A 19,002-nucleotide genomic window follows, 5' to 3' on the forward strand; every position below is an offset into this window, starting at 1 on the left:
TCTGTGGCGTTTCAGATATTGCCAGTAAGGAATATGAAAAAACCCCGGGAAACTGGTTTATGATCTAACAGCACTATGATGCCTGATGAATATATTGCCCAGGTGCATTTCGACCGCCAACAACCGAACCATGGTGTCCATGAACCGCGTACCGACCAGTCCCGATTTCATCGCCGATGCCTTGCAGCTGATCGCCTTGCCTGCTTGCGCCTGCGATGCCTGCGGCATGGTGGTGGCCGCGAATGGCGCCTTGCAGTCCTTGCTGGGCAGGGATATATCGGGCCGGTTGCTGGCCGACTGTTTTACGGACGCCTACCGCGCGTCGAGCACCAGCATGCTGCGCGGCGCGCTCGGCGCGGCCGGGCGCGAGCGACAGTGGGACAGCAGCCTGCAAGGGGAGGCGGGCGCCATCGCCGTGCAGGTATGGTCGAGGCCGCTGCTGGTGGACGATGGCTTGCCGGGCGCGACCCTCGTGTTTGCCGACATCCGCGTGCAGCAGCGCGACCAGCAAGCCCTGCGCAAGACCTTGCTGGAACAGCAGGCCATCCTGGAAAGCGCGGCCGTCGGCATCATCTTTTCCAAGGGCGGCTTTATCGAGGAATGCAATATCCGCGCCGCCGAGATGCTCGGCTATGCGCGCCACCAGCTGACGGGCATGCCGGGCGCGGTGCTGTACCGCTCCGCCGAGCATTGCCGCGCGCTGGGACTGGAAGCGGCGCCGCTGCTGTCGAAGGGCAAGCCGTACCGCACGGAGCTGGAATTGCGGCGCCAGGACGGCACCCTGTTCTGGAGCCGCCTGCACGGGCGCGCCGTCGATCCCTTGAATACGCATGACGGCACGGTCTGGATCATCGAGGATATCAGCGACCACCGGCGTGATGAAGACCAGCTGCGCCGTGCCATGCTGGAAATGCAGGCCGTGATGGACAACGCGCCGCTGGCCATCGGCTTCCAGCGCGACAAGGGCGTGCTGCGCTACAACCGGCGCTTCGCAGAATGCTTCGGCTTCGATGGCGACAGCGGCGTGGGCCTGGCCGTCGCCGACCTGTATCCGTCGCGCGCGGCCTACGAGAACGTCGTGCGGCAGGCTGCGCCTCTGCTGCGGCGCGGCCTGCCGTTTCAGGGCGAGATGGAGATGCGCCGCCGCGACGGCTCCACGTTCTGGGCGCTGGCGTATGGCTATGTGCTGAATCCCGAAAGCCAGTCCGACCGCGCGCTGCGCGACACGATCTGGCTGTTCGACGACCGCAGCGCGCAAAAGGCGGCCGAAGAGGCGACGCGCCAGCTGATGCTCGAGCAGCAGGCCATCCTCGACAACGCCTCCGTCGGCATCCTGTTTTCGCGCTCGCGCCTGATCCTGCGCTGCAATCCCCGCTTCGCCGAAATGTTCGGCTATGCGCAGGAAGAGATGACGGGCATGCCCGCCGCCGAACTGTTTCCCTCGCCGGCCGCCTACGAGGCATTCGGCGTGCAAGCGACGCCGCTGCTGGGACAGGGCTTGCCGTACGAGCAGGACGAATCGCTGTTCCGCCGCCGCGACGGCAGCCTGTTCTGGTGCCGCATCCGCGCCAAGGCCGTCGACCAGGCGCACAGCGAGCAGGGCGCCATCTGGATCCTCGAAGACATCACGGCCAGCCGCCAGGCGCAGATGGAGGTGGCGGCCATCATGACGAATGCCTCGGTGAGCATCCTGTACACCAAGAACCGCCAGATCACGCGCTACAACCTGGGCTTTGCCGCGATGTTCGGCTACAGCGGCGACGAGGCGCTGGGCTTGCCTGGGCGCGCCCTGTACGTGTCGCAGCAATCCTACGACCTGCTGGGCGCGGCGGCCTTTCCCTTCCTGTCGGTGGGCAAGCCCTTCCAGACGGAAGTGGAAATGATGCGCCGCGACGGCACGACCTTGTGGGCGCAACTGATCGCCTACGTCGTCAATCCCGACGATCCCGCGGCCGGTACCATCTGGATCATCGAGGACCGCACGGAAGCCAAGCGCGCCGAAGAATCGCTGCGCAACGCGCTGCTGGAAAACCAGGCCATCCTCGACAGCGCCGTGCTGGGCATCTCGGTGATAGAGGGCGGCTACAATTTGCGCGCCAACAGCAAGATGGAAGAGCTGTTCGGCTATGGGCCCGGCGAGATCAACGGCCTGTCCGTGCGGGCCCTGTATCCGGACGTGGCCGCGTGGAAGGTGGCGCGCGGCGAGACGGCGCGCGATTTCGATGCGGGCAGGGTGCACATGTCGGAATACCAGCTGGTGCGCAAGGATGGCAGCCGTTTCTGGGCGCGCCTGTCCGGCCGGCCGTTCGACCTGGCGCATGCGCATGGCCGTTCCGTGTGGCTGGTCGATGACGTGACGGCGCGCCGCGAGGCGGCCGAGGCGGTGCGCCGCGCGCGCGACGAACTGGAATTGCGCGTGCAGGAACGCACGGCCGAACTGGCCGGCGCCAACCTGCTGCTGCAGGGCGAAATCGTCGAGCGGCGCCAGGCTGAGGCGCGGGTGCACCACATGGCTTACCACGACAACCTGACGGGCTTGCCGAACCGTGCGCTGCTGTCGGACCGGCTGGAGCGGGCCATGCTGGCCTCGCAGCGCTCGGAGCGCAAGCTGGCCGTGATGTTCATCGACCTCGATCGTTTCAAGACCATCAACGATTCGCTGGGCCACATGACGGGCGATCTGCTGCTCAAGGAAGTGGCCGCGCGGCTGTGCGGCGCCGTGCGCGCCAGCGACACGGTGGCGCGCCTGGGCGGCGATGAATTCGTCGTGCTGGTGCCGGGCATCCGCGGCGGCGAGGAAGCGGCGCGCGTGGCGGAGAAGATCATCGAGGCGCTGACGCCCGCCTTTCCGCTCGACGGCCACGTGCTGCACGTGACGCCGTCGATCGGCATCTGCGTGTATCCGGACGACGGCGGCGATGTCGACGCCCTGATGCGCCATGCCGATGCGGCCATGTACCACGCCAAGGGCAACGGCCGCAACAACTACCAGTTCTTCACGCAGACGATGAACCAGGCGGCGGCCCTGCACTTCGATCTGGAAAGCAGCTTGCGCACGGCGCTGGCGCTGCAGCAGTTCGAACTGTTTTACCAGCCGGTCATCGATATCGCCACGCGCCGCCTGCACGGCATGGAAGTGCTGCTGCGCTGGCGCCGTCCGGGCCACGGCCTGGTGCTGCCGGACCGCTTCATTCCCATCATGGAGGAAAACGGCTTGATCGTGCCGGTGGGCGAGTGGGTGATGCGCCAGGCGTGCGAGCAAAGCATGGCCTGGCAGCGCCAGGGCTTGCAGCCGGTGCCGCTGGCCGTGAATCTGTCGCCGCGCCAGTTCATGCACAAGGGCCTGGTGGCGGCGATTGGCGCCGTGGTGCGGGAAACGGGGATCGATCCGTCGCTGCTGGAATTCGAGATCACCGAGACGGCGCTGATGCAGCACGGCGAGCATACCCTGGAGATCCTGCGCCAGATCAATGGCATGGGCCTGCGCCTGTCGATCGACGATTTCGGCACCGGTTATTCCAGCCTGGCCTACCTGAAGCGCTTCCCCGTGAAGAAGGTCAAGATCGACCGCGCCTTCATCAAGGACCTCGAGCACAGCGCGGAAGACCGCGCCATCGTGGCGGCCATCATTGCGCTGGCCGACAGCCTGCAATTGTCTGCCGTGGCCGAAGGCGTGGAGACGGAAGAGCAGTTCGCCCTGTTGCAGGCGAACGGCTGCCGCTATGCGCAGGGGTATCTGTTTTCCGCCCCTGTTCCGGCGGCGAATGCGCGCATGCTGCTGGAACGGCTGGCGACCGCCTAGTCGATGGTGGCGACCACGGGCGCATGGTCCGAAGGCTGCTCCCATTTGCGCGGCACGCGATCGATGCTGCACGCCGTGCAGCGGGCCGCCAGAGCGGGCGAGAGCAGGATGTGGTCGATGCGCAGGCCCTTGTTCAGGCGGAAGCCCAGCTGGCGGTAATCCCACCAGCTGAACGATTTTTCCGCCTGTTCAAACAGGCGGAAAGCGTCCGTCAAGCCGATGTCGAACAGGCGCTGCAGGGCGGCGCGTTCCTTGTCCGAGACCAGCACCTGGCCTGCCCAGGCGACGGGATCGTGCACGTCGCGGTCGTCGGGCGCGATATTGTAGTCGCCGACGACGGCCAGCTGCGGGTGCTGCTGCGCTTCTTCGGCCAGCCAGTCGTGCAGGGCGGACAGCCAGCCCAGCTTGTATTCGTATTTGTCCGAGTCGACGCTCTGGCCGTTCGGCACGTAGGCGCAGACGACCCGCACGCCGCCTATGGTGGCGGCCAGGATGCGCTGCTGCGCATCGTCATAGCGCGGGTTGTTCTTTACCACGTCGGTGATCGGCAGCTTCGACAGGATGGCCACGCCGTTGTAGGTCTTCTGGCCGCTGAAGACCACCTGGTAGCCGGCCGCCTCGATCTCGGCGACGGGGAACTTGTCATCCGTGAGCTTGGTTTCTTGCAGGCACAGTATGTCGACCGGGTTGTCGGTCAGCCACTGCAGCACTTGCGGCAGGCGCACTTTGAGCGAGTTGACGTTCCAGGTGGCGAGTTTCATGGGAAAAATCCTTGCTTGAGTAGGTGACGATAGGCGCGAATCTTACCGCATGCGTGTCGATGGCGTCCTGCCCCGCCTGCCGGGCATGGGCTTGATTGACGGGCGGGGAAAAAGCCGTGTTAACAAAGTATTTGCATTTAACCAATCGTGGCGCATGAATATTATGTTTTTGTGTATCATTGATCAACCCCTATGTTTGATTTGGCATAAGTGGCTGGCATGGCAGGCTGCGTCTTGCCGTTGGGCGCGACAAAGGTGTAAAGTTTCTCGCTAAAACGCGATAAAAACTACTAAAATGGCACAATGTAACAACTGTGTCACACGGCTTTGTTACAGCCAAGTTAAGAACCGAACAGGAAGCAGTTGTAATTAGTTGTAATTGCTATTCCGATTACATGACCACTGTGCCGGGGACGGAACGTTAATTCCGTCCCTGGCGCCGCCAGACTTGTTATATAAATTGCAGTACTGTATCTATGAGACTGTTTTGCGACATCAATAGATGGTACTATTTTGAAATGTTGCAGTTTTAATAGTGAGACTTGCGCGTAGCATTTGCAAAGGAAGAAAATGCGAACTGCATTTGAAGCGTGGGCGCAGCGTGACGGCCACATTGTGCGGCGAAGAGAAGACAAACCGGATGAGTACCTGATTTTCGAGACCCAGCGCCGCTGGGTTATCTGGCAGGCAGCTCTGACGCATGGCAAGACGGCGACCAAGCCGCGCGTGAGCGCGGCCGAAAAGGCGGCGAAAGCCCAGCGCGCGCTGGAAATGTCCTCCGATGAAGCGACCGTACGCAACAAGGTGCTCAATGAGGTGCTCGACGCCTTCAGCGGCGCCGATGGCGCGGCCGGCATGGAAGGCATACTGAAAGTGATCCAGGGCCTGAAGCAGAAGCAGAAGGCGCTGGCCGACGACAAGAGCGAAGATTCAACGGCTTGAGGGGACGGCGATGCGTTATCGGCACTATAAGGGCGGCATTTATGAACTCGTGTGCGAAGCCACGCTGGAAGCGGATCTGACGCCGATGATCGTCTATCGCGCCGCCGACGGTTCCATCTGGACCCGTCCGAAAGACGTTTTTTTTCAACTGATCGAAGTCGAAGGCGTCATGGTCCAGCGTTTCGCTCCCATCAACTGATGGCCGCCTGCGTGCGTGCCCGGGATACTTTTCATGCGTAAATTGCTGCCTGCCGCTTTGGTGCTGGGCTTTGCCTGCGCCGCGGCGCATGCCGAAACCATCGGTTCGGTCGATACGGTGTTCAAACTGATCGGCCCTGACCATAAAATTGTCGTTGAAGCGTATGATGATCCGCGCGTCGCCGGCGTCAGCTGCTATCTGTCGCGCGCCAAGACGGGCGGCATCAAGGGCGCCGTCGGCCTGGCCGAAGACAAGGCCGATGCGGCCGTGGCTTGCCGCCAGGTGGGGCCGCTGCAATTCAAGGGCAAGCTGCCGCGCCAGGAAGAAGTGTTCACCGAGCGCGCCTCGATCTTCTTCAAGCACGTGCGCGTCGTGCGCATGGTCGACAGCAAGCGCAATGCGCTGGTCTACCTCGTGTATTCCGACCGCCTGATCGAGGGCAGCCCGAAAAACAGCGTCACCGCCGTCGCCGTGCCTGGCGACCAGCCGATCCCCGTCCGTTAAGCGAGCTTCCCATGCGCGTGCCATCGTCTGCCGCCCTTGCCGCCTTTGCCGCCAGGACGCTGCTGCTGTTTGGCCTGGGCGGCTGCGCCACCCTGACGGGCAACACGGACCAGATGGTACTGGTGCAAACCATCCAGGACAACCGCGAACTGACGGGCGCCGGCTGCATCCTCAGCAACGACGTGGGCAAGTGGTTCGTCACCACGCCGGGACGCATCACCATCCGCAAGAGCCAGGAACCGTTGAAAGTCGATTGCCGGAAGCACGGTTCGCCCGCCATCGCGACGGACGACCACATCGATCCCAAGCTCAATGGCAGCGTATGGGGCAATGTCATCCTGACCCTGGGCGTCGGCTATTTCGTCGACCGCAACACGGGCGCCGGCTTCGACTACCCATCGATCCTGACCATCGTCATGCAAGACCCGGCCCGTCTGGCGCCGCCGCCCGCACCCGTCGCCGTGAAGCCGCCGCCGGCCGCCGTGCCGGAAACGGTGGTGCAGCCCAAGGTGGCACCGTCGCCGTTGCCCAATCCCGTCGTCTACTGATTAATATCCCACGCATGAAAAAACCGCCAGGGTCAGTGACCGTGGCGGCTGCTTCGCGACGCCGGTAGCGCTGGGCGCTACCGGCCGGCGTCAACTTAGACGCGGTTGATCAGGAACGTGGTCAAGAGTGGTACTGGACGGCCGGTCGCGCCCTTCGATCCGCCCGATTTCCATGCCGTGCCGGCGATGTCCAGATGCGCCCAGGTGTACTTCTTGGTGAAGTTTTCCAGGAAGGCCGCTGCCGTCACCGAGCCGCCGCCTGGCGTGCCGATGTTGGCCAGGTCGGCGAAGTTCGACTTCAGCTGTTCGTTGTACGCCTCTTCGATCGGCATGCGCCATGCCGTGTCGCTCGATTGCTTGCCCGCTGCCAGCAGTTCATTGGCCAGCTGGTCATGCGCCGCATCGCTGCGCGTAAACAGGCCGCTGTTGTGGTGGCCCAAGGCGACGACGCAAGCGCCCGTCAGGGTGGCGATATCGACCACGGCTGCCGGCTTGAAGCGTTCGGCATAGGTCAGCGCGTCGCACAGCACCAGACGGCCTTCGGCGTCCGTGTTCAGCACTTCGATGGTCAGGCCGTTCATGGAGGTGACGATGTCGCCCGGCTTGGTGGCGCGGCCCGACGGCATGTTTTCGCATGCGGCGATGACGCCGATGACGTTCAGCTTCAGGTTCATTTCGCCGATGGCGCGGAAGGTGCCCAGTACCGAGGCGGCGCCGCACATGTCGTACTTCATTTCATCCATGCCGGGACCGGCCTTGATCGAAATGCCGCCCGTGTCGAAGGTGATGCCCTTGCCGACCAGGACCACCGGCGCATCCTTGGCCTTGCCGCCCATGTGTTTCAGGACGATGAATTTCGGCGGCTGCTCGCTGCCGTTGGTGACGGACAGGAAGCTGCCCATTTTCAGCGCTTCGAGCTGTTTGCGGTCCAGTACTTCGACTTCGAACTTGTAATCCTTGGCCAGCTGCTTGGCCGTGCTGGCCAGGTAGGTCGGATTGGCGATGTTCGCCGGCAGGTCGCCCAGCTTGCGCGTCAGGTCGGAACCGTTGGCGATGGCGATGGCTTGTGCCAGCGCGCCGCGCGTGGCTGCCGTTGCTGGCGCTGCCAGGACGATCTTGCGCACGCCTGCCGGCGCTGGATCTTTTTTGCTTTTTTGCGAGTCGCAGCGGTATTCGCTGTCATGTGCTGCTTGCACCACGCAACGGATTGCCCAATTTACGTCGCGCTCTTTCACTTCAGCCAGCGGTAATGCGATAATGGCGTCCGCAGCGCCCAGCGAGCCGAAGGCCTTCAGCGCGGCTTGTACGCCGGTCGTGAAGCTTTTTTCGCTGACAGTGTCATCGCTGCCCATGCCTACCAGCAGAACACGTTCGGCGGCGACGCCATCGACTGCGCGCAGCAGCAAGGTGCTGCCAGGCTTGCCGCTGATGTCGCCGGACTTCAGCGCAGCCGAAATCGCACCCTTGCTGTCCAGCGATTTTGCCGCTGGCGACAGTTTTTTGTTTTCGAATACCGCAACCGCGATGCATCCGCTTTTGGCCGTGCCGAGGGTGCTCTTGGTATCGAATGCTTTTATGCTAAAGTCCATTTGGTTCTCCGTTTTCATTTACTAGTAACGTGTTACTCAACTAACTGACCCGAATTATAAACTCCGAATGATCTTTCAACGCGCCCTTCGACGTGAATTGGCTAGTGCCGCCGGGGCCACCTTCACTGTTTTGTTCAGCATCCTGCTCACCTGGATGCTGATCGGTATTCTCGGCAAGGCGGCGGGCGGCAAGATCGCGTCGGCCGACGTCATGTCCCTGATGGTCTTTTCCGCCCTGATGCAGCTGCCCACCATCATCATCCTCACCGGATTCATTTCGGTGCTGATGGTCGTCACGCGCAGCTACAAGGAGTCGGAGATGGTGGTGTGGTTCGCCTCGGGCCTGAGCCTGTCGCGCTGGATCTGGCCCGTGCTCAGCTTCGGCCTGCCGCTGGTGCTGGCCACCGGCGTCCTGAGTTTGTACGCCACGCCGTGGGCGCAAAAGAAAAGCGATGAATATGTGGCGCGCTTTGAAAAGCGCGAAGACCTGCAGAAAGTCACGCCGGGCCAGTTCCGCGAATCGGCCGGCAGCAACCGCATCTTTTTCGTCGAGGGCGCTAGCGGCGAAAAGAACGTGGTGCAGAACGTCTTCGTCAATACCGTCGATGAAAAAGGCAGCGCCGTCGTCGTCGTCGCGAAGGAAGGCGTGATCAATACCGACGCCAAGGGCGAACGCTTCCTGGTGCTCAAGAGCGGCCGCCGCTACCAGGGCGTGCCGACACAGGCGGACTTCCAGACCATGGAATTCGAGCAGTACATCATGCGCATCGAGAGCAAGCAGCAGGAACTGGGCGCGGAACTGGGCGTGCGCGCCATGAGCACCATGGCCCTGGTCGCCGATCCGAATCCCTACACCATGGCCGAGTTGCTGTGGCGGGTCAGTGCGCCGCTGATCGGCCTGATGCTGATCCTGCTGGCCATTCCGCTGGGCTTTGTCAATCCGCGTGCCGGCAGTTCGGCCAACCTGATCATCGCCCTGCTGATTTTCTTCACCTACAGCAATCTGATCAAGGTCGTCGAAGCGAGCGTGAAACAGGGGCGCCTGACCTTCGGTCTGGCCTGGTGGCCGCTGCACCTGCTGGCGGCGCTGGCCGTGGTTGCGCTGTTTGCGTGGCGCCTGAATGTGAATCACCGCTATCATCCGCTGGTCCTGCTGGCGGCTTTCAAGCGCGCGCGCCGCGCCGGCAAACCAAGTAAAGCGGTATCGAAATGAAGATTTTACAGCGCTATTTTGCGGTCTCGATATTCCAGGCGGTGCTGTTCGTGCTGCTGGCCTTTCTGGCTTTGCAAGCCTTCATCGACCTGACGGGCGAGTTGCCCAAGGTGGGCCGCAACGGCTACACCATCCAGTATGCCTTCCTGTATGTGCTGGTGCTGGTGCCGGGGCACGTGTACGAGGTGATGCCGATCGCGGCGCTGATCGGCACCATCTACACGATGGCGCAGTTTGCCGCCAGTTCCGAATTTACCATCATGCGCGCATCGAGCATGTCGACGGCGATGGCCGCCGGTTTCCTGTTCCGCATCGGTATCGTCTTCGTCGTCATCACCTTCATCTTCGGCGAGGTGATCACGCCGCGCACGGAGCCGCTGGCCGAACGCCTCAAGCTGACCTCGCGCGGCGCGGCCGTGTCGAGCGAGTTTCGCTCGGGCCTGTGGACCAAGGACATGGTCAAGAGCGACGGCCTGACGGGTACCGTCACCGGCTCGCGCTTTTTCAATGTGGGCGAAGCGCGTGCGGACGGCCAGCTGAAAAACGTCAAGCTGTATGAATTCGACACCGATATGCGTTTGCGCACCCTGACCGTGGCCAAAGGCGCGACGTATCAGGGCAATAATATCTGGCGTCTGACCGATGTGACGGAAACCTCGTTCTCGAACAGCGCGGCCACCTCGCCCGGCTTCGAGCCAAAGCTGGCGAACTACTATGGGCAGGAAACGAGTCTGGTGCGCACGGTGCAGAGCGCCAGCAAGGACATGACGTCGGAAGTGACGCCGAAGATCCTGACGGTGTCGGCGTCCGACCCCGAGCGCATGTCGGCCAGCGAACTGGCCGTGTACACGCGCCACCTGGCCGAGAACAAGCAGGAAACCGAGCGTTTCCGCATCGCTTTCTGGAAAAAGCTGATCGATCCGCTGGCCATCTTCGTGCTGATGGCGCTGGCGCTGCCGTTCGCCTACATGCATACGCGCAGCGGCGGCATCAGCCTGAAGATCTTCATCGGCATCATGATCGGCGTGAGCTTCATGCTGGTCAACACCCTGTTCTCGCATCTTGGCTTGCTCAGCACCTGGCCGGCCTTCCTGACGGCGGTGGCGCCGAGCGCCCTGTATCTGCTGCTGGCGCTGGGCGCCCTGTGGTGGGTGGAGCGGCACTGATGGAGACGAACGTGAAACAGGCATTGATCTTGTTTGCCCATGGCGCGCGCGCCGCATCGTGGGCCTCCCCCTTCGAGCGGCTGCGCGACCTGACCCAGGCGCGCATGCCCGGCGCCAGCGTGCACCTGGCCTTCCTGGAACTGATGACGCCACGCCTGCCCGAGCTGGTGGCGAGCCTGCTGGCCGAGCTGCCCGCCGGCGCCATCCTCGACGTCACCGTGGTGCCCGTGTTCCTGGGGCAGGGCGGGCATGTGCTGCGCGACTTGCCGTTGCTGCTGGAAGAACTGCGCCAGCAGCATCCGGCACTGCGCCTGAAGGTGGTCGAGGCGGTGGGCGAGAACGCCAGCGTGCTCGCCGCCATCGCCGATTACTGCGTGGCGGCGCCAGGTTCCAGCCCTTTGCCTTGAGCGGCATCGACATCGTCTACCTGTGGGTAGACGGCGCCGATCCCGCCTGGCGCGCGCGCCGGCGACACGCCTATGCCGCCTGGGCGCAGGCGCATCCCGGCCAGCTGGCCCTGCACGGCAACGTGGCGGGGCGCTACCGCGACAACGGCGAACTGCGCTATAACCTGCGCGCGCTCGAGCGTTTCTTTCCCGGCCATGGCCACATCTATCTGCTGACGGACCGGCAAGTGCCCCACTGGCTGCGCGCATCAAAGCGCCTGACGGTGATCGACCATGCGATCCTGATGCCCGATGCCTCCCTGCCGGTGTTCGACTCCGGTCATATCGAATCGTACCTGCACCATATTCCGGGATTGTCCGAACGCTTCCTGTATCTGAACGACGACGTATTTTTCGGCGCGCCGTTCGAGCCTGCATTCTGGTTTGGCGGAGAAGGGGACCGGCGTTTGAGTGTTTTCACGGAGAGCGCGCTGCACGATGATGTGCCGGGCTTGCGCGCCGACGTGGCGGCGCCCGTCAATTGCGCGACCTTGTCGCGGCAATGGCTGTCGTCGCAGTACCCCGCTTACCGGCATGAACCGCGCCTGTATGCGCATGCGCCGCGGCCCATGCTGAAAAGCGCGCTGCATGCGCTGGAAGGGCTGGCGCCGGCCATGTTTGCCGCTGTGCGCGCGACGGTGTTCCGCTCGTGGCAGGTGCCGGCATTGCTGCCCGACCTGGTGCCGCGCTGGATGGTGCATCAGGGGATTGCGCGCTCGCGCATGCTCGACCCGCTGCATATCGCCAGCGGCGATGCGCAGGCGCCGCAGCAGCTTGAGGAACTGGCGGCGCGTTTCGGCAGCTTGCCGTTTTTCTGCATCAACGATACCTGCGACGAGGCCGGGGACGACGACCCGCGCCTGCTGCGCGTGGCCGCTACCTTGCAGCGGCTGCTGCCGCTGCCGTCATCGTTTGAAGTTGCTTAAGCCGCTTTCTTCTTCGGCGCCAGGCTGATGCGGGCGGCGGCCGTGCTGTCGGACAGCGAAGTGAGGAACAGCAGCAAATAGGCGCCCAATTCGAGCACTTCTTCGCCCAGCAGCGCGTAGGCGTCCGGCATGCCATGAAAGACCTTCTTGTCGAAAGGCCAGCCAGCGACCATCAGCAAGCCGCCGATGGCCGTCAGGATGGTGATGCGCATGCTGAAAATCTGCGGCGCATGGGCAAACACCTTGCGCGCGCGCGGCGCGAAGAAGATCAGCAAGCGTATCAGGATCAGCAACTCCACCAGACGCAGGGCTTTTTCCAGCTGCGCCCAGGCGGGCGCCGTGCCGAACTGGTCGATATCGAGTTCGCGCAGCAGGAAGCCGAACAGCAGCGCGCACAGGCCCGCATGCATGAGGAAGCGCAGGGACTGGCGGTCAGTCTCTTGCCAGGCGCGCACGCCGTGCACGGTGCAAGCCAGGGCCAGGAACAGCGCCTGCAGCCATTCCAATAAGTGGTTTTCATCGTCGATATTCGGGAAGACCGTCCACAGGGCGATGGAGGCGAGCATGCTGAGCAGCACGGCGCTGGCGACGCCGACATTGCTGCGGCTGAGCGAAGTCAGGGCTTCGCGCATGGAGGTGAAATTCATGTGTGGTCGTAAGGCTAAAGTTGCGCGGCGCGGTATTGCAGCCTGCGGGCGCAGCTTTTTTCGGGGAGGGTCAGCCGGGATACCGCACGGCAAGCGCTATGGCGGGGCGAAGCGTGAATTTATTGCTATCACGCAACAACTTCTCGAGAAAAGATGCGTGAGCATCGTATCATGTTTCCCCGGAAGACGTCGGTTACTGACTTTAAAGTCGGTAAAATACGCTGTGTTTATTCAAGCATGGCGCGCCAGAATGGCGGCCGTTTCTTCGATGGACTGGTGCGTGCGCGCGGCCATGGCGTCGCCCAGCATCACCAGCACGGGGCCGTGGGTGTCGCCCAGGCCGTGCGCCAGGGCGCTCAGCGTCAGGCGCACGATGCGCTGGTCCGGGCGGCTGCAGTTTTCTATCACCACCACCGGGGTGTCGGCACGGCGGCCCTGGGCCAGCAAGCGCTGCGCCGTGGCGATGGCTTCGCGGCCACCCATGTATTGCACCAGGGTATCGCAGTCGGGAATGCGCGTCTGGTCCGGTTCGCCCGGCGCCGTGCTGGACGTGAAAAAGGCCACGCTGCGCGACACGCCTCGCTTGGTCAGCGGCTGCTGTGTTGCGGCCGCCGCCGCCAGCGCCGTGGTAATGCCGGGCACCACTTCGACGGCGATGCCCGCTTCTTCCAGCGCCCGCAATTCCTCGTCGGCACGGCCGAACAGCATGGGATCGCCCCCTTTCAGGCGCACCACGACGGCGTGCTTGCGCGCGTTGTCGACCAGTTGCTTGTTAATAAACGCCTGCGCCGTCGACAACTGGCCGCAGCGCTTGCCGACCAGGATTTTTTGCGCCTGCGGGCACAGCTCCAGCATCTCTTCGGTGACCAGCGCGTCGTGCAGCACGACGTCGGCCTGCGCCAGCAGGCGGGCGCCACGCAAGGTCATCAGGTCTTGCGCGCCGGGGCCGGCGCCGATCAGGTAGACCTTGCCGGGGAGAGATGCGGAGTTGTTCATGCTAGCCTTCTTCAGTCGAGATACGGGTTACAGCCGAACCATGCCCGCGGCCACGGTCTGGTGGGTGACTTCATCGATCAGGATGAATGCCCCCGTGGCGCGGATATCGGCATACGCATCGGCCGCCAGCGCCTGCTGCACGTTCAGGCTGATGCGGGCGATGTCGTTCAATTTCAAGCCTTCGGCCGGATGGCGCTGCTGCGTATTGATGTCGAGAATCGACTCGATCGCCGTCACCTTGGCCGCCGTCTGCCTGGTGCCGTGCTTGATCCAGTACTTGCGGCGCAGGTCCAGCGCGTCTTCCGACAGCCAGCACACGTCGGCCACTACCTGTTTCAGCAAGGTGGCGGGGCGCTCGCTGCTGGCCAGCAAGTCGCCACGCGAAATGTCCAGATATTCATTGAGCAGCAGGGTCACGGACTGGCCCACCACGGCCGTCGGCAGCGAACCGTCGAGGGTGACGATGTCTTTCACTGTCGCCGTCTGGCCCGATGGCTGCACCACCAGGGTGTCGCCGATGCTGACCTTGCCGGCCTCGATGCGGCCCATGTAGCCACGGAAATCGTTCGCTTCGTGGCCGTTGTGGCGCGCCACCAGCTGCACGGGGAAGCGGAATGGCGTGTCGTGCGATTCGTCGTAGACGGACAAGGATTCAAGCAGCTCGATCAGGGTCGGGCCCGTATACCAGCCCAGCTTGTCGCCGCGCTCGACGACGTTGTCGCCGGTGAGTGCCGACAGCGGGATCGGCGTGATGTCCTTCAGGCCCAGCGACTGGGCAAATTCGCGGTAGGCGGCGACGATGCGGTTGTACACCGTTTCATCGTAGTCGACCAGGTCCATCTTGTTGACGGCCACGACCACGTGCTCGATCTGCAGCAAATGGGCAATCGTCGAATGACGTTTGGTCTGTATCAGCAGTTCCACGCTGCCGTCTTCACCGAGTTTGACTTTCGATACGTCGATCAGGATGATGACGGCGTCGGCCGTGGACGCTCCCGTGACCATGTTGCGCGTGTACTGTTCATGGCCCGGCGTGTCGGCGATGATGAACTTGCGCTTCGGCGTGGCAAAGTAGCGGTAGGCCACGTCGATGGTGATGCCTTGCTCGCGTTCCGCTTCCAGGCCATCCGTCAGCAAGGACAGGTCGACCGTGTCGCCCACCGTGCGCTTGTGCTTGGAGCGCGACATGGCGTCGAGCTGGTCGGCGAAGATGCCCTTGCTGTCGAACAGCAAACGGCCGATCAGGGTGCTCTTGCCGTCATCGACGGAACCGGCTGTAATAAAGCGCAACATGCCGCGTTCAACGCTGTCGGTGAGAGTGGTGCTGGAGATTGCTGCGTTCATTAGAAATACCCTGCTTTCTTGCGTTTTTCCATCGAGGCTTCGGAAGTCTGGTCATCCATGCGGGTGGCGCCACGTTCCGTGATTTGCGTGATTGCCGTCTCGGCGATGATGGCGTCCACCGTCGCCGCGTCGGACGACACGGGGCAGGTGCACGAGATATCGCCCACCGTGCGGAAGCGCACGACTTGCGTTTCCACCGTTTCGCCGTCGCGCGGCGGTGTCAGATCCGTCAGCGGCACCAGCAGGCCGTTGCGCGGGATCACCTGGCGCTCGTGCGCGAAGTAGATCGGTGGCAATTCCAGTTTCTCGCGGGCGATGTATTGCCACACGTCCAGCTCCGTCCAGTTCGAGATGGGGAAGACACGCATGTTTTCACCGGGATGCACGCGCGTGTTATACAAGTCCCACAGCTCGGGGCGCTGGGCTTTCGGGTCCCAGGCGCCAAATTCGTCGCGGAAGGAAAAAATGCGTTCCTTGGCGCGGGCCTTCTCTTCATCGCGGCGCGCACCGCCGATGCAGGCGTCAAAGCCATGTTCGGCGATGGTTTCCAGCAAGGTCACGGCTTGGGCCGCGTTGCGCGAATCCGTGGCCGGGTTGCGCAGGCGCACGGTGCCGCGCTGGATCGAGTCTTCGACGGAGCCGACGATCAGGCGCTCGCCCAGCTCGGTCACTTTTTTGTCGCGGAAAGTGATGACTTCCGGGAAGTTATGGCCCGTGTCGATATGCACGAGGGGAAACGGGAACTTGCCCGGGCGGAAGGCTTTCTCGGCCAGGCGCAGCAGGACGACGGAATCCTTGCCACCGGAAAACAGCAGGGCGGGATTGGCCGATTCGGCCGCCACTTCGCGCATGATGTGGATGGCTTCCGATTCAAGGCTGTCGAGGTGACGCTGGTTCAAAATATTGCTCATATAGGATGCTTTCTTGTTCTGTGTGTCTGTTCAGGCTGCCACGGATTTGATGCGTATCAGTTTGCCGTCCACCATGTGCAGGCCGCATTCCTTGGAATCCGGGTTTTCCCACCACCAACGCCCGGCGCGCACGTCTTCGCCCGGCTGCACGGCACGCGTGCACGGTTCGCAGCCGATGGACGGGTAGCCCTGGTCGTGCAGCGCGTTGTACGGCACGTCGTTCGCGCGGATATAGTCCCACACATCCTGCTCGGACCAGTCGGCCAGCGGATTGAATTTCGTCATCGCGTGTGCCGCGTCGTCTTCCTGCACGTGCAATTCTGCGCGCGTGGTGGACTGGGCGCGGCGCTGTCCCGTGACCCAGGCCTTGTTGCCGGCCAGGGCGCGGCCCAGCGGTTCGACCTTGCGGATACGGCAGCATTCGCGGCGCATCTCGACGCTGTTATAAAAGGCGTTGAGGCCGTTCTGTTCCACGTAGGCGGCGACAAGCTCCGGTTGCGGGCGGTACAGGGTGATGTCGTGGCCGTAGCGGGTTTTCACCTTGTCGAGCACGGCCAGGGTTTCCTGGTGCAGCCGTCCCGTTTCCAGGGAAAAGATGCCGATCGGCAGCTTTGCCTTGAGAATCATGTCGGTCAGCACCATGTCTTCGGCTGCCAGGCTGGACGCGAACACGGCCGGCGAAAAATCCGCGGCGATGCGTGTCAGCGTTTGCTCGGTGGCGTGAATCAAAGAAGTCAGATCGCTCATGATGGGTCCTCAGATGCCGGCCGCGTTGTCGAGGTCAGGATTCTGGCCTTCGCGGTGGTGGCGGCGGAACAGCGGCGATTTCTGATCCCACGAGGCCTGGTAGGTTTCCGAAAAGACCGACAAACCTTTCAGGGCGTCATGGATGCTGCGGTCCGGACGCGTCGCATAGGCATCGAAGCCGACGCGGTGCATGGAAAACAGCTGGTCGCGCAGCACGTCGCCGATGGCGCGCAATTCACCCTGGAAACCCAGGCGGGCGCGCAAATTGAACGCGATGGAATAGCCGCGGCCATCCGTGAATTTCGGAAAGTCCACGCCGATGACGGGCAGTTGCGCCACGTCGGCCGCCAGTTCTTCCGGCCGTTCGTCGCTGGCCAGCCACACGCCGATGTCGGGCAGGCGCGCCGTCAGGGTTTCGCGCTGGGCTTGCCACACGGGCAGGGGGACGATGACCTTGCCGGCAGGCACAACCACCGTTTCCGGCGTGTCGGTCTCATCGAGGCGCAGCAAGCCCCAGGTATTCGGCACCACGGCGGCGTTCTTGATGATTTCTTCGCGTACTTCAAACATATTCGTCTTCTCCCACCAGGTTGCCGACCGTGATCGGCGTTGCATATACGTGTTCCTTGAACGGCGCCAGGCCCAGGCGCTGGGCCGTATCGACGAAGCGCTCGCCTTCATGGCGGTCGCGCACGTAGACGTGCAGCAGGCGGCCGATGACTTCAGGCATCTGCAGGGAAGAGAACGATGGTCCGATAATCTTGCCGATGGCCGCGTTGTTGCCTTGCGCGCCGCCGATCGACACTTGATACCATTCGCTGCCATCCTTGTCGACGCCGAGGATGCCGATGCTGCCCACGTGATGGTGGCCGCAGGCATTGATGCAGCCGGAAATATTCAGTTCGATCTCGCCGATGTCGTGCTGGAAGTCGATGCTGTCGAAGCGTTCCGCGATGGCGGCCGCGATCGGCAGCGACTTGGCGTTCGCCAGCGAGCAGAAATCGCCGCCCGGGCAGCAGATCATGTCCGTCAGCAAGCCGATGTTCGGCGTGGCCAGGCCGTGCGCCTTGGCTTCCTGCCACAGTGCGAACAGTTTCGACTGTTCCACGTCGGCCAGCACCAGGTTTTGTTCATGCGTCACGCGCAGTTCGCCAAAGCTGTAGCGGTCGGCCAGATCGGCCACGAAGTCGATCTGCTCGGCCGTCGCGTCGCCTGGCGGCACGCCCGTTTTCTTCAGGGACAGTACCACGGCCACGTAGCCTGGGCGTTGGTGCGGCTTGACGTTGCGCGCCAGCCAGTTCACATACGCCTTGTTGTCCGCGTGTTCGGCCTGGTAGTCGAGTTCTGGCAGGGCAAGGTAGGCGGGCGGATTGAAGAAGTCCGCCACGCGCCGCATTTCCTCGGCCGTCAAGGTTTCCGGACCATCCTTCAAATCGACCCATTCCGCTTCCACCTGGCGCGTGAATTCTTCCACGCCGATGGCTTTCAGCAAAATCTTGATGCGCGCCTTGTATTTGTTGTCGCGGCGGCCGTGCAGGTTGTACACGCGCATGATCGCCTGGATATACGTGAGCAAGTGCTGCCACGGCAGGAAGTCGCGCACGACGCTGCCCAGGATCGGCGTGCGGCCCATGCCGCCGCCGGCCATCACCTTGAAGCCCACTTCGCCAGCTTCGTTGCGCACGGCCGTCAAGCCGATGTCGTGCACGGCGATGGCGGCGCGGTCTTCCTCGGCACCATTGATGGCGACCTTGAATTTGCGGGGCAGGGCGATGAACTCGGGGTGGAAGGTGCTCCACTGGCGCAATACTTCCGCGTACGGGCGCGGATCGATGATTTCATCGGCGGCGACGCCCGCAAACGGGTCCGATGTTGTATTACGGATACAGTTGCCGGACGTCTGGATCGCGTGCATTTCCACGGAAGCGAGGTCCGTCAGGATATCGGGCGTCTGTTCCAGCTCAATCCAGTTGAACTGGATGTTCTGGCGCGTCGTGAAGTGGCCATAGCCGCGGTCATACTTGCGCGCGATGTGCGCGAACATGCGCATCTGCTTGGACGACAGCAAGCCGTACGGCACGGCGATGCGCAGCATGTAGGCGTGGCGTTGCATGTACAGGCCGTTTTGCAGGCGCAGCGGAATGAATTCCTCTTCCGTCAGTTCATTGGCGATACGGCGCGCAACCTGGTCTCGGTACTGGGCGATGCGTTCTTTGATGATGAGGTGGTCGTACTGATCGTAATGGTACATATCAATTCCT

Annotated in this window: 18 protein-coding genes; 9 read left to right on the forward strand and 9 right to left on the reverse strand. The window is 62.9% G+C overall.

The features are described from left to right. The first annotated feature begins 139 nt into the window (after positions 1-139). Entirely contained in the window at positions 140-3,802 is a 3,663-nt protein-coding gene (locus AC3RCG_RS08590; RefSeq protein WP_492403593.1) for a sensor domain-containing protein, read from the forward strand. Here the strand turns inward: AC3RCG_RS08590 and xth are convergent. Further along, positions 3,799-4,563 carry an exodeoxyribonuclease III gene (gene xth / locus AC3RCG_RS08595; RefSeq protein ID WP_492403591.1) on the reverse strand — a complete coding sequence of 255 codons (765 nt, stop codon included), beginning with the start codon at positions 4,561-4,563 and terminating at the stop codon, positions 3,799-3,801. The two genes, AC3RCG_RS08590 and xth, sit on opposite strands and share 4 nt — an antisense overlap. A 570-nt stretch (positions 4,564-5,133) precedes the next feature. Here xth and AC3RCG_RS08600 point away from each other — a divergent pair. The 4 genes from AC3RCG_RS08600 to AC3RCG_RS08615 are packed head-to-tail and all read left to right on the forward strand — an operon-like array spanning position 5,134 to position 6,756. Beyond that, complete coding sequence (locus tag AC3RCG_RS08600; protein ID WP_070219480.1) at positions 5,134-5,505, forward strand: phiTE_015 family protein; 372 nt, start codon at positions 5,134-5,136, stop codon at positions 5,503-5,505. Between the two features lie 10 nt (positions 5,506-5,515). Beyond that, positions 5,516-5,704, forward strand: coding sequence for a DUF1653 domain-containing protein (locus AC3RCG_RS08605; protein ID WP_034782199.1), 189 nt, complete (start codon positions 5,516-5,518; stop codon positions 5,702-5,704). Positions 5,705-5,737: 33 nt separating this feature from the next. Then, positions 5,738-6,208: a CreA family protein gene (locus tag AC3RCG_RS08610; RefSeq protein ID WP_070219479.1), complete on the forward strand. Its 471-nt coding sequence runs from the start codon at positions 5,738-5,740 to the stop codon at positions 6,206-6,208. Positions 6,209-6,219: 11 nt separating this feature from the next. Then, positions 6,220-6,756, forward strand: a complete 537-nt coding sequence (locus tag AC3RCG_RS08615) for a hypothetical protein (RefSeq protein WP_070290518.1) — start codon at positions 6,220-6,222, stop codon at positions 6,754-6,756. A 95-nt stretch (positions 6,757-6,851) separates the two neighbouring features. Here the strand turns inward: AC3RCG_RS08615 and AC3RCG_RS08620 are convergent, their stop codons facing one another. Continuing rightward, complete coding sequence (locus AC3RCG_RS08620; protein WP_070290519.1) at positions 6,852-8,345, reverse strand: leucyl aminopeptidase; 1,494 nt, start codon at positions 8,343-8,345, stop codon at positions 6,852-6,854. Between the two features lie 67 nt (positions 8,346-8,412). Between AC3RCG_RS08620 and lptF the strand changes: the two genes are divergently transcribed. Genes lptF through AC3RCG_RS08640 form a run of 4 tightly spaced genes read left to right on the forward strand, consistent with a single transcriptional unit; the run spans position 8,413 to position 12,096 of the window. After that, on the forward strand, positions 8,413-9,558 hold the full coding sequence (lptF, locus tag AC3RCG_RS08625; protein ID WP_070219476.1) for an LPS export ABC transporter permease LptF: 1,146 nt from the start codon (positions 8,413-8,415) through the stop codon (positions 9,556-9,558). Beyond that, a complete protein-coding gene (gene lptG, locus AC3RCG_RS08630) occupies positions 9,555-10,724 on the forward strand; it encodes an LPS export ABC transporter permease LptG (protein ID WP_070219475.1) in 1,170 nt (389 codons plus the stop codon). Before lptF ends, lptG begins: the two co-directional genes overlap by 4 nt. Continuing rightward, positions 10,724-11,131 carry a sirohydrochlorin chelatase gene (locus AC3RCG_RS08635; RefSeq protein WP_492403587.1) on the forward strand — a complete coding sequence of 136 codons (408 nt, stop codon included), beginning with the start codon at positions 10,724-10,726 and terminating at the stop codon, positions 11,129-11,131. Before lptG ends, AC3RCG_RS08635 begins: the two co-directional genes overlap by 1 nt. Continuing rightward, positions 11,128-12,096 carry a Stealth CR1 domain-containing protein gene (locus AC3RCG_RS08640; protein ID WP_492403585.1) on the forward strand — a complete coding sequence of 323 codons (969 nt, stop codon included), beginning with the start codon at positions 11,128-11,130 and terminating at the stop codon, positions 12,094-12,096. Before AC3RCG_RS08635 ends, AC3RCG_RS08640 begins: the two co-directional genes overlap by 4 nt. On the opposite strand, the gene AC3RCG_RS08645 is transcribed toward AC3RCG_RS08640, so the two are convergent. The 7 genes from AC3RCG_RS08645 to AC3RCG_RS08675 form a co-directional block, all read right to left on the reverse strand. Next, a complete protein-coding gene (locus AC3RCG_RS08645; protein ID WP_492403583.1) occupies positions 12,093-12,743 on the reverse strand; it encodes a hypothetical protein in 651 nt (216 codons plus the stop codon). The genes AC3RCG_RS08640 and AC3RCG_RS08645 overlap by 4 nt on opposite strands. A gap of 231 nt (positions 12,744-12,974) precedes the next feature. Then, entirely contained in the window at positions 12,975-13,739 is a 765-nt protein-coding gene (gene cobA / locus AC3RCG_RS08650; RefSeq protein ID WP_492403581.1) for a uroporphyrinogen-III C-methyltransferase, read from the reverse strand. 27 nt (positions 13,740-13,766) lie between these two features. Beyond that, complete coding sequence (locus AC3RCG_RS08655; protein ID WP_492403579.1) at positions 13,767-15,083, reverse strand: sulfate adenylyltransferase subunit 1; 1,317 nt, start codon at positions 15,081-15,083, stop codon at positions 13,767-13,769. Next, complete coding sequence (cysD, locus tag AC3RCG_RS08660; RefSeq protein ID WP_492403577.1) at positions 15,083-15,994, reverse strand: sulfate adenylyltransferase subunit CysD; 912 nt, start codon at positions 15,992-15,994, stop codon at positions 15,083-15,085. Before cysD ends, AC3RCG_RS08655 begins: the two co-directional genes overlap by 1 nt. A gap of 30 nt (positions 15,995-16,024) precedes the next feature. Next, positions 16,025-16,741 (reverse strand): phosphoadenylyl-sulfate reductase, encoded by a 717-nt coding sequence (locus tag AC3RCG_RS08665; RefSeq protein ID WP_070290524.1) that lies wholly within the window; start codon positions 16,739-16,741, stop codon positions 16,025-16,027. Between the two features lie 9 nt (positions 16,742-16,750). Further along, positions 16,751-17,311: a DUF934 domain-containing protein gene (locus tag AC3RCG_RS08670; protein ID WP_409026937.1), complete on the reverse strand. Its 561-nt coding sequence runs from the start codon at positions 17,309-17,311 to the stop codon at positions 16,751-16,753. After that, the gene (locus AC3RCG_RS08675; RefSeq protein WP_409026936.1) at positions 17,304-18,992 is read right to left on the reverse strand and encodes a nitrite/sulfite reductase; all 1,689 of its coding nucleotides are present in this window, start codon (positions 18,990-18,992) and stop codon (positions 17,304-17,306) included. Before AC3RCG_RS08675 ends, AC3RCG_RS08670 begins: the two co-directional genes overlap by 8 nt. Positions 18,993-19,002: the final 10 nt, after the last annotated feature.

This window comes from Janthinobacterium sp. GW823-FHT01H08 (assembly GCF_058797855.1).

Coding starts and splice junctions, on each gene's coding strand:
- AC3RCG_RS08590 (WP_492403593.1), top strand. CDS start 140: ATGAACCGCGTACCGACCAGTCCCGATTTCATCGCCGATGCCTTGCAG.
- xth (WP_492403591.1), bottom strand. CDS start 4,563: ATGAAACTCGCCACCTGGAACGTCAACTCGCTCAAAGTGCGCCTGCCG.
- AC3RCG_RS08600 (WP_070219480.1), top strand. CDS start 5,134: ATGCGAACTGCATTTGAAGCGTGGGCGCAGCGTGACGGCCACATTGTG.
- AC3RCG_RS08605 (WP_034782199.1), top strand. CDS start 5,516: ATGCGTTATCGGCACTATAAGGGCGGCATTTATGAACTCGTGTGCGAA.
- AC3RCG_RS08610 (WP_070219479.1), top strand. CDS start 5,738: ATGCGTAAATTGCTGCCTGCCGCTTTGGTGCTGGGCTTTGCCTGCGCC.
- AC3RCG_RS08615 (WP_070290518.1), top strand. CDS start 6,220: ATGCGCGTGCCATCGTCTGCCGCCCTTGCCGCCTTTGCCGCCAGGACG.
- AC3RCG_RS08620 (WP_070290519.1), bottom strand. CDS start 8,345: ATGGACTTTAGCATAAAAGCATTCGATACCAAGAGCACCCTCGGCACG.
- lptF (WP_070219476.1), top strand. CDS start 8,413: ATGATCTTTCAACGCGCCCTTCGACGTGAATTGGCTAGTGCCGCCGGG.
- lptG (WP_070219475.1), top strand. CDS start 9,555: ATGAAGATTTTACAGCGCTATTTTGCGGTCTCGATATTCCAGGCGGTG.
- AC3RCG_RS08635 (WP_492403587.1), top strand. CDS start 10,724: ATGGAGACGAACGTGAAACAGGCATTGATCTTGTTTGCCCATGGCGCG.
- AC3RCG_RS08645 (WP_492403583.1), bottom strand. CDS start 12,743: ATGAATTTCACCTCCATGCGCGAAGCCCTGACTTCGCTCAGCCGCAGC.
- cobA (WP_492403581.1), bottom strand. CDS start 13,739: ATGAACAACTCCGCATCTCTCCCCGGCAAGGTCTACCTGATCGGCGCC.
- AC3RCG_RS08655 (WP_492403579.1), bottom strand. CDS start 15,083: ATGAACGCAGCAATCTCCAGCACCACTCTCACCGACAGCGTTGAACGC.
- cysD (WP_492403577.1), bottom strand. CDS start 15,994: ATGAGCAATATTTTGAACCAGCGTCACCTCGACAGCCTTGAATCGGAA.
- AC3RCG_RS08665 (WP_070290524.1), bottom strand. CDS start 16,741: ATGAGCGATCTGACTTCTTTGATTCACGCCACCGAGCAAACGCTGACA.
- AC3RCG_RS08670 (WP_409026937.1), bottom strand. CDS start 17,311: ATGTTTGAAGTACGCGAAGAAATCATCAAGAACGCCGCCGTGGTGCCG.
- AC3RCG_RS08675 (WP_409026936.1), bottom strand. CDS start 18,992: ATGTACCATTACGATCAGTACGACCACCTCATCATCAAAGAACGCATC.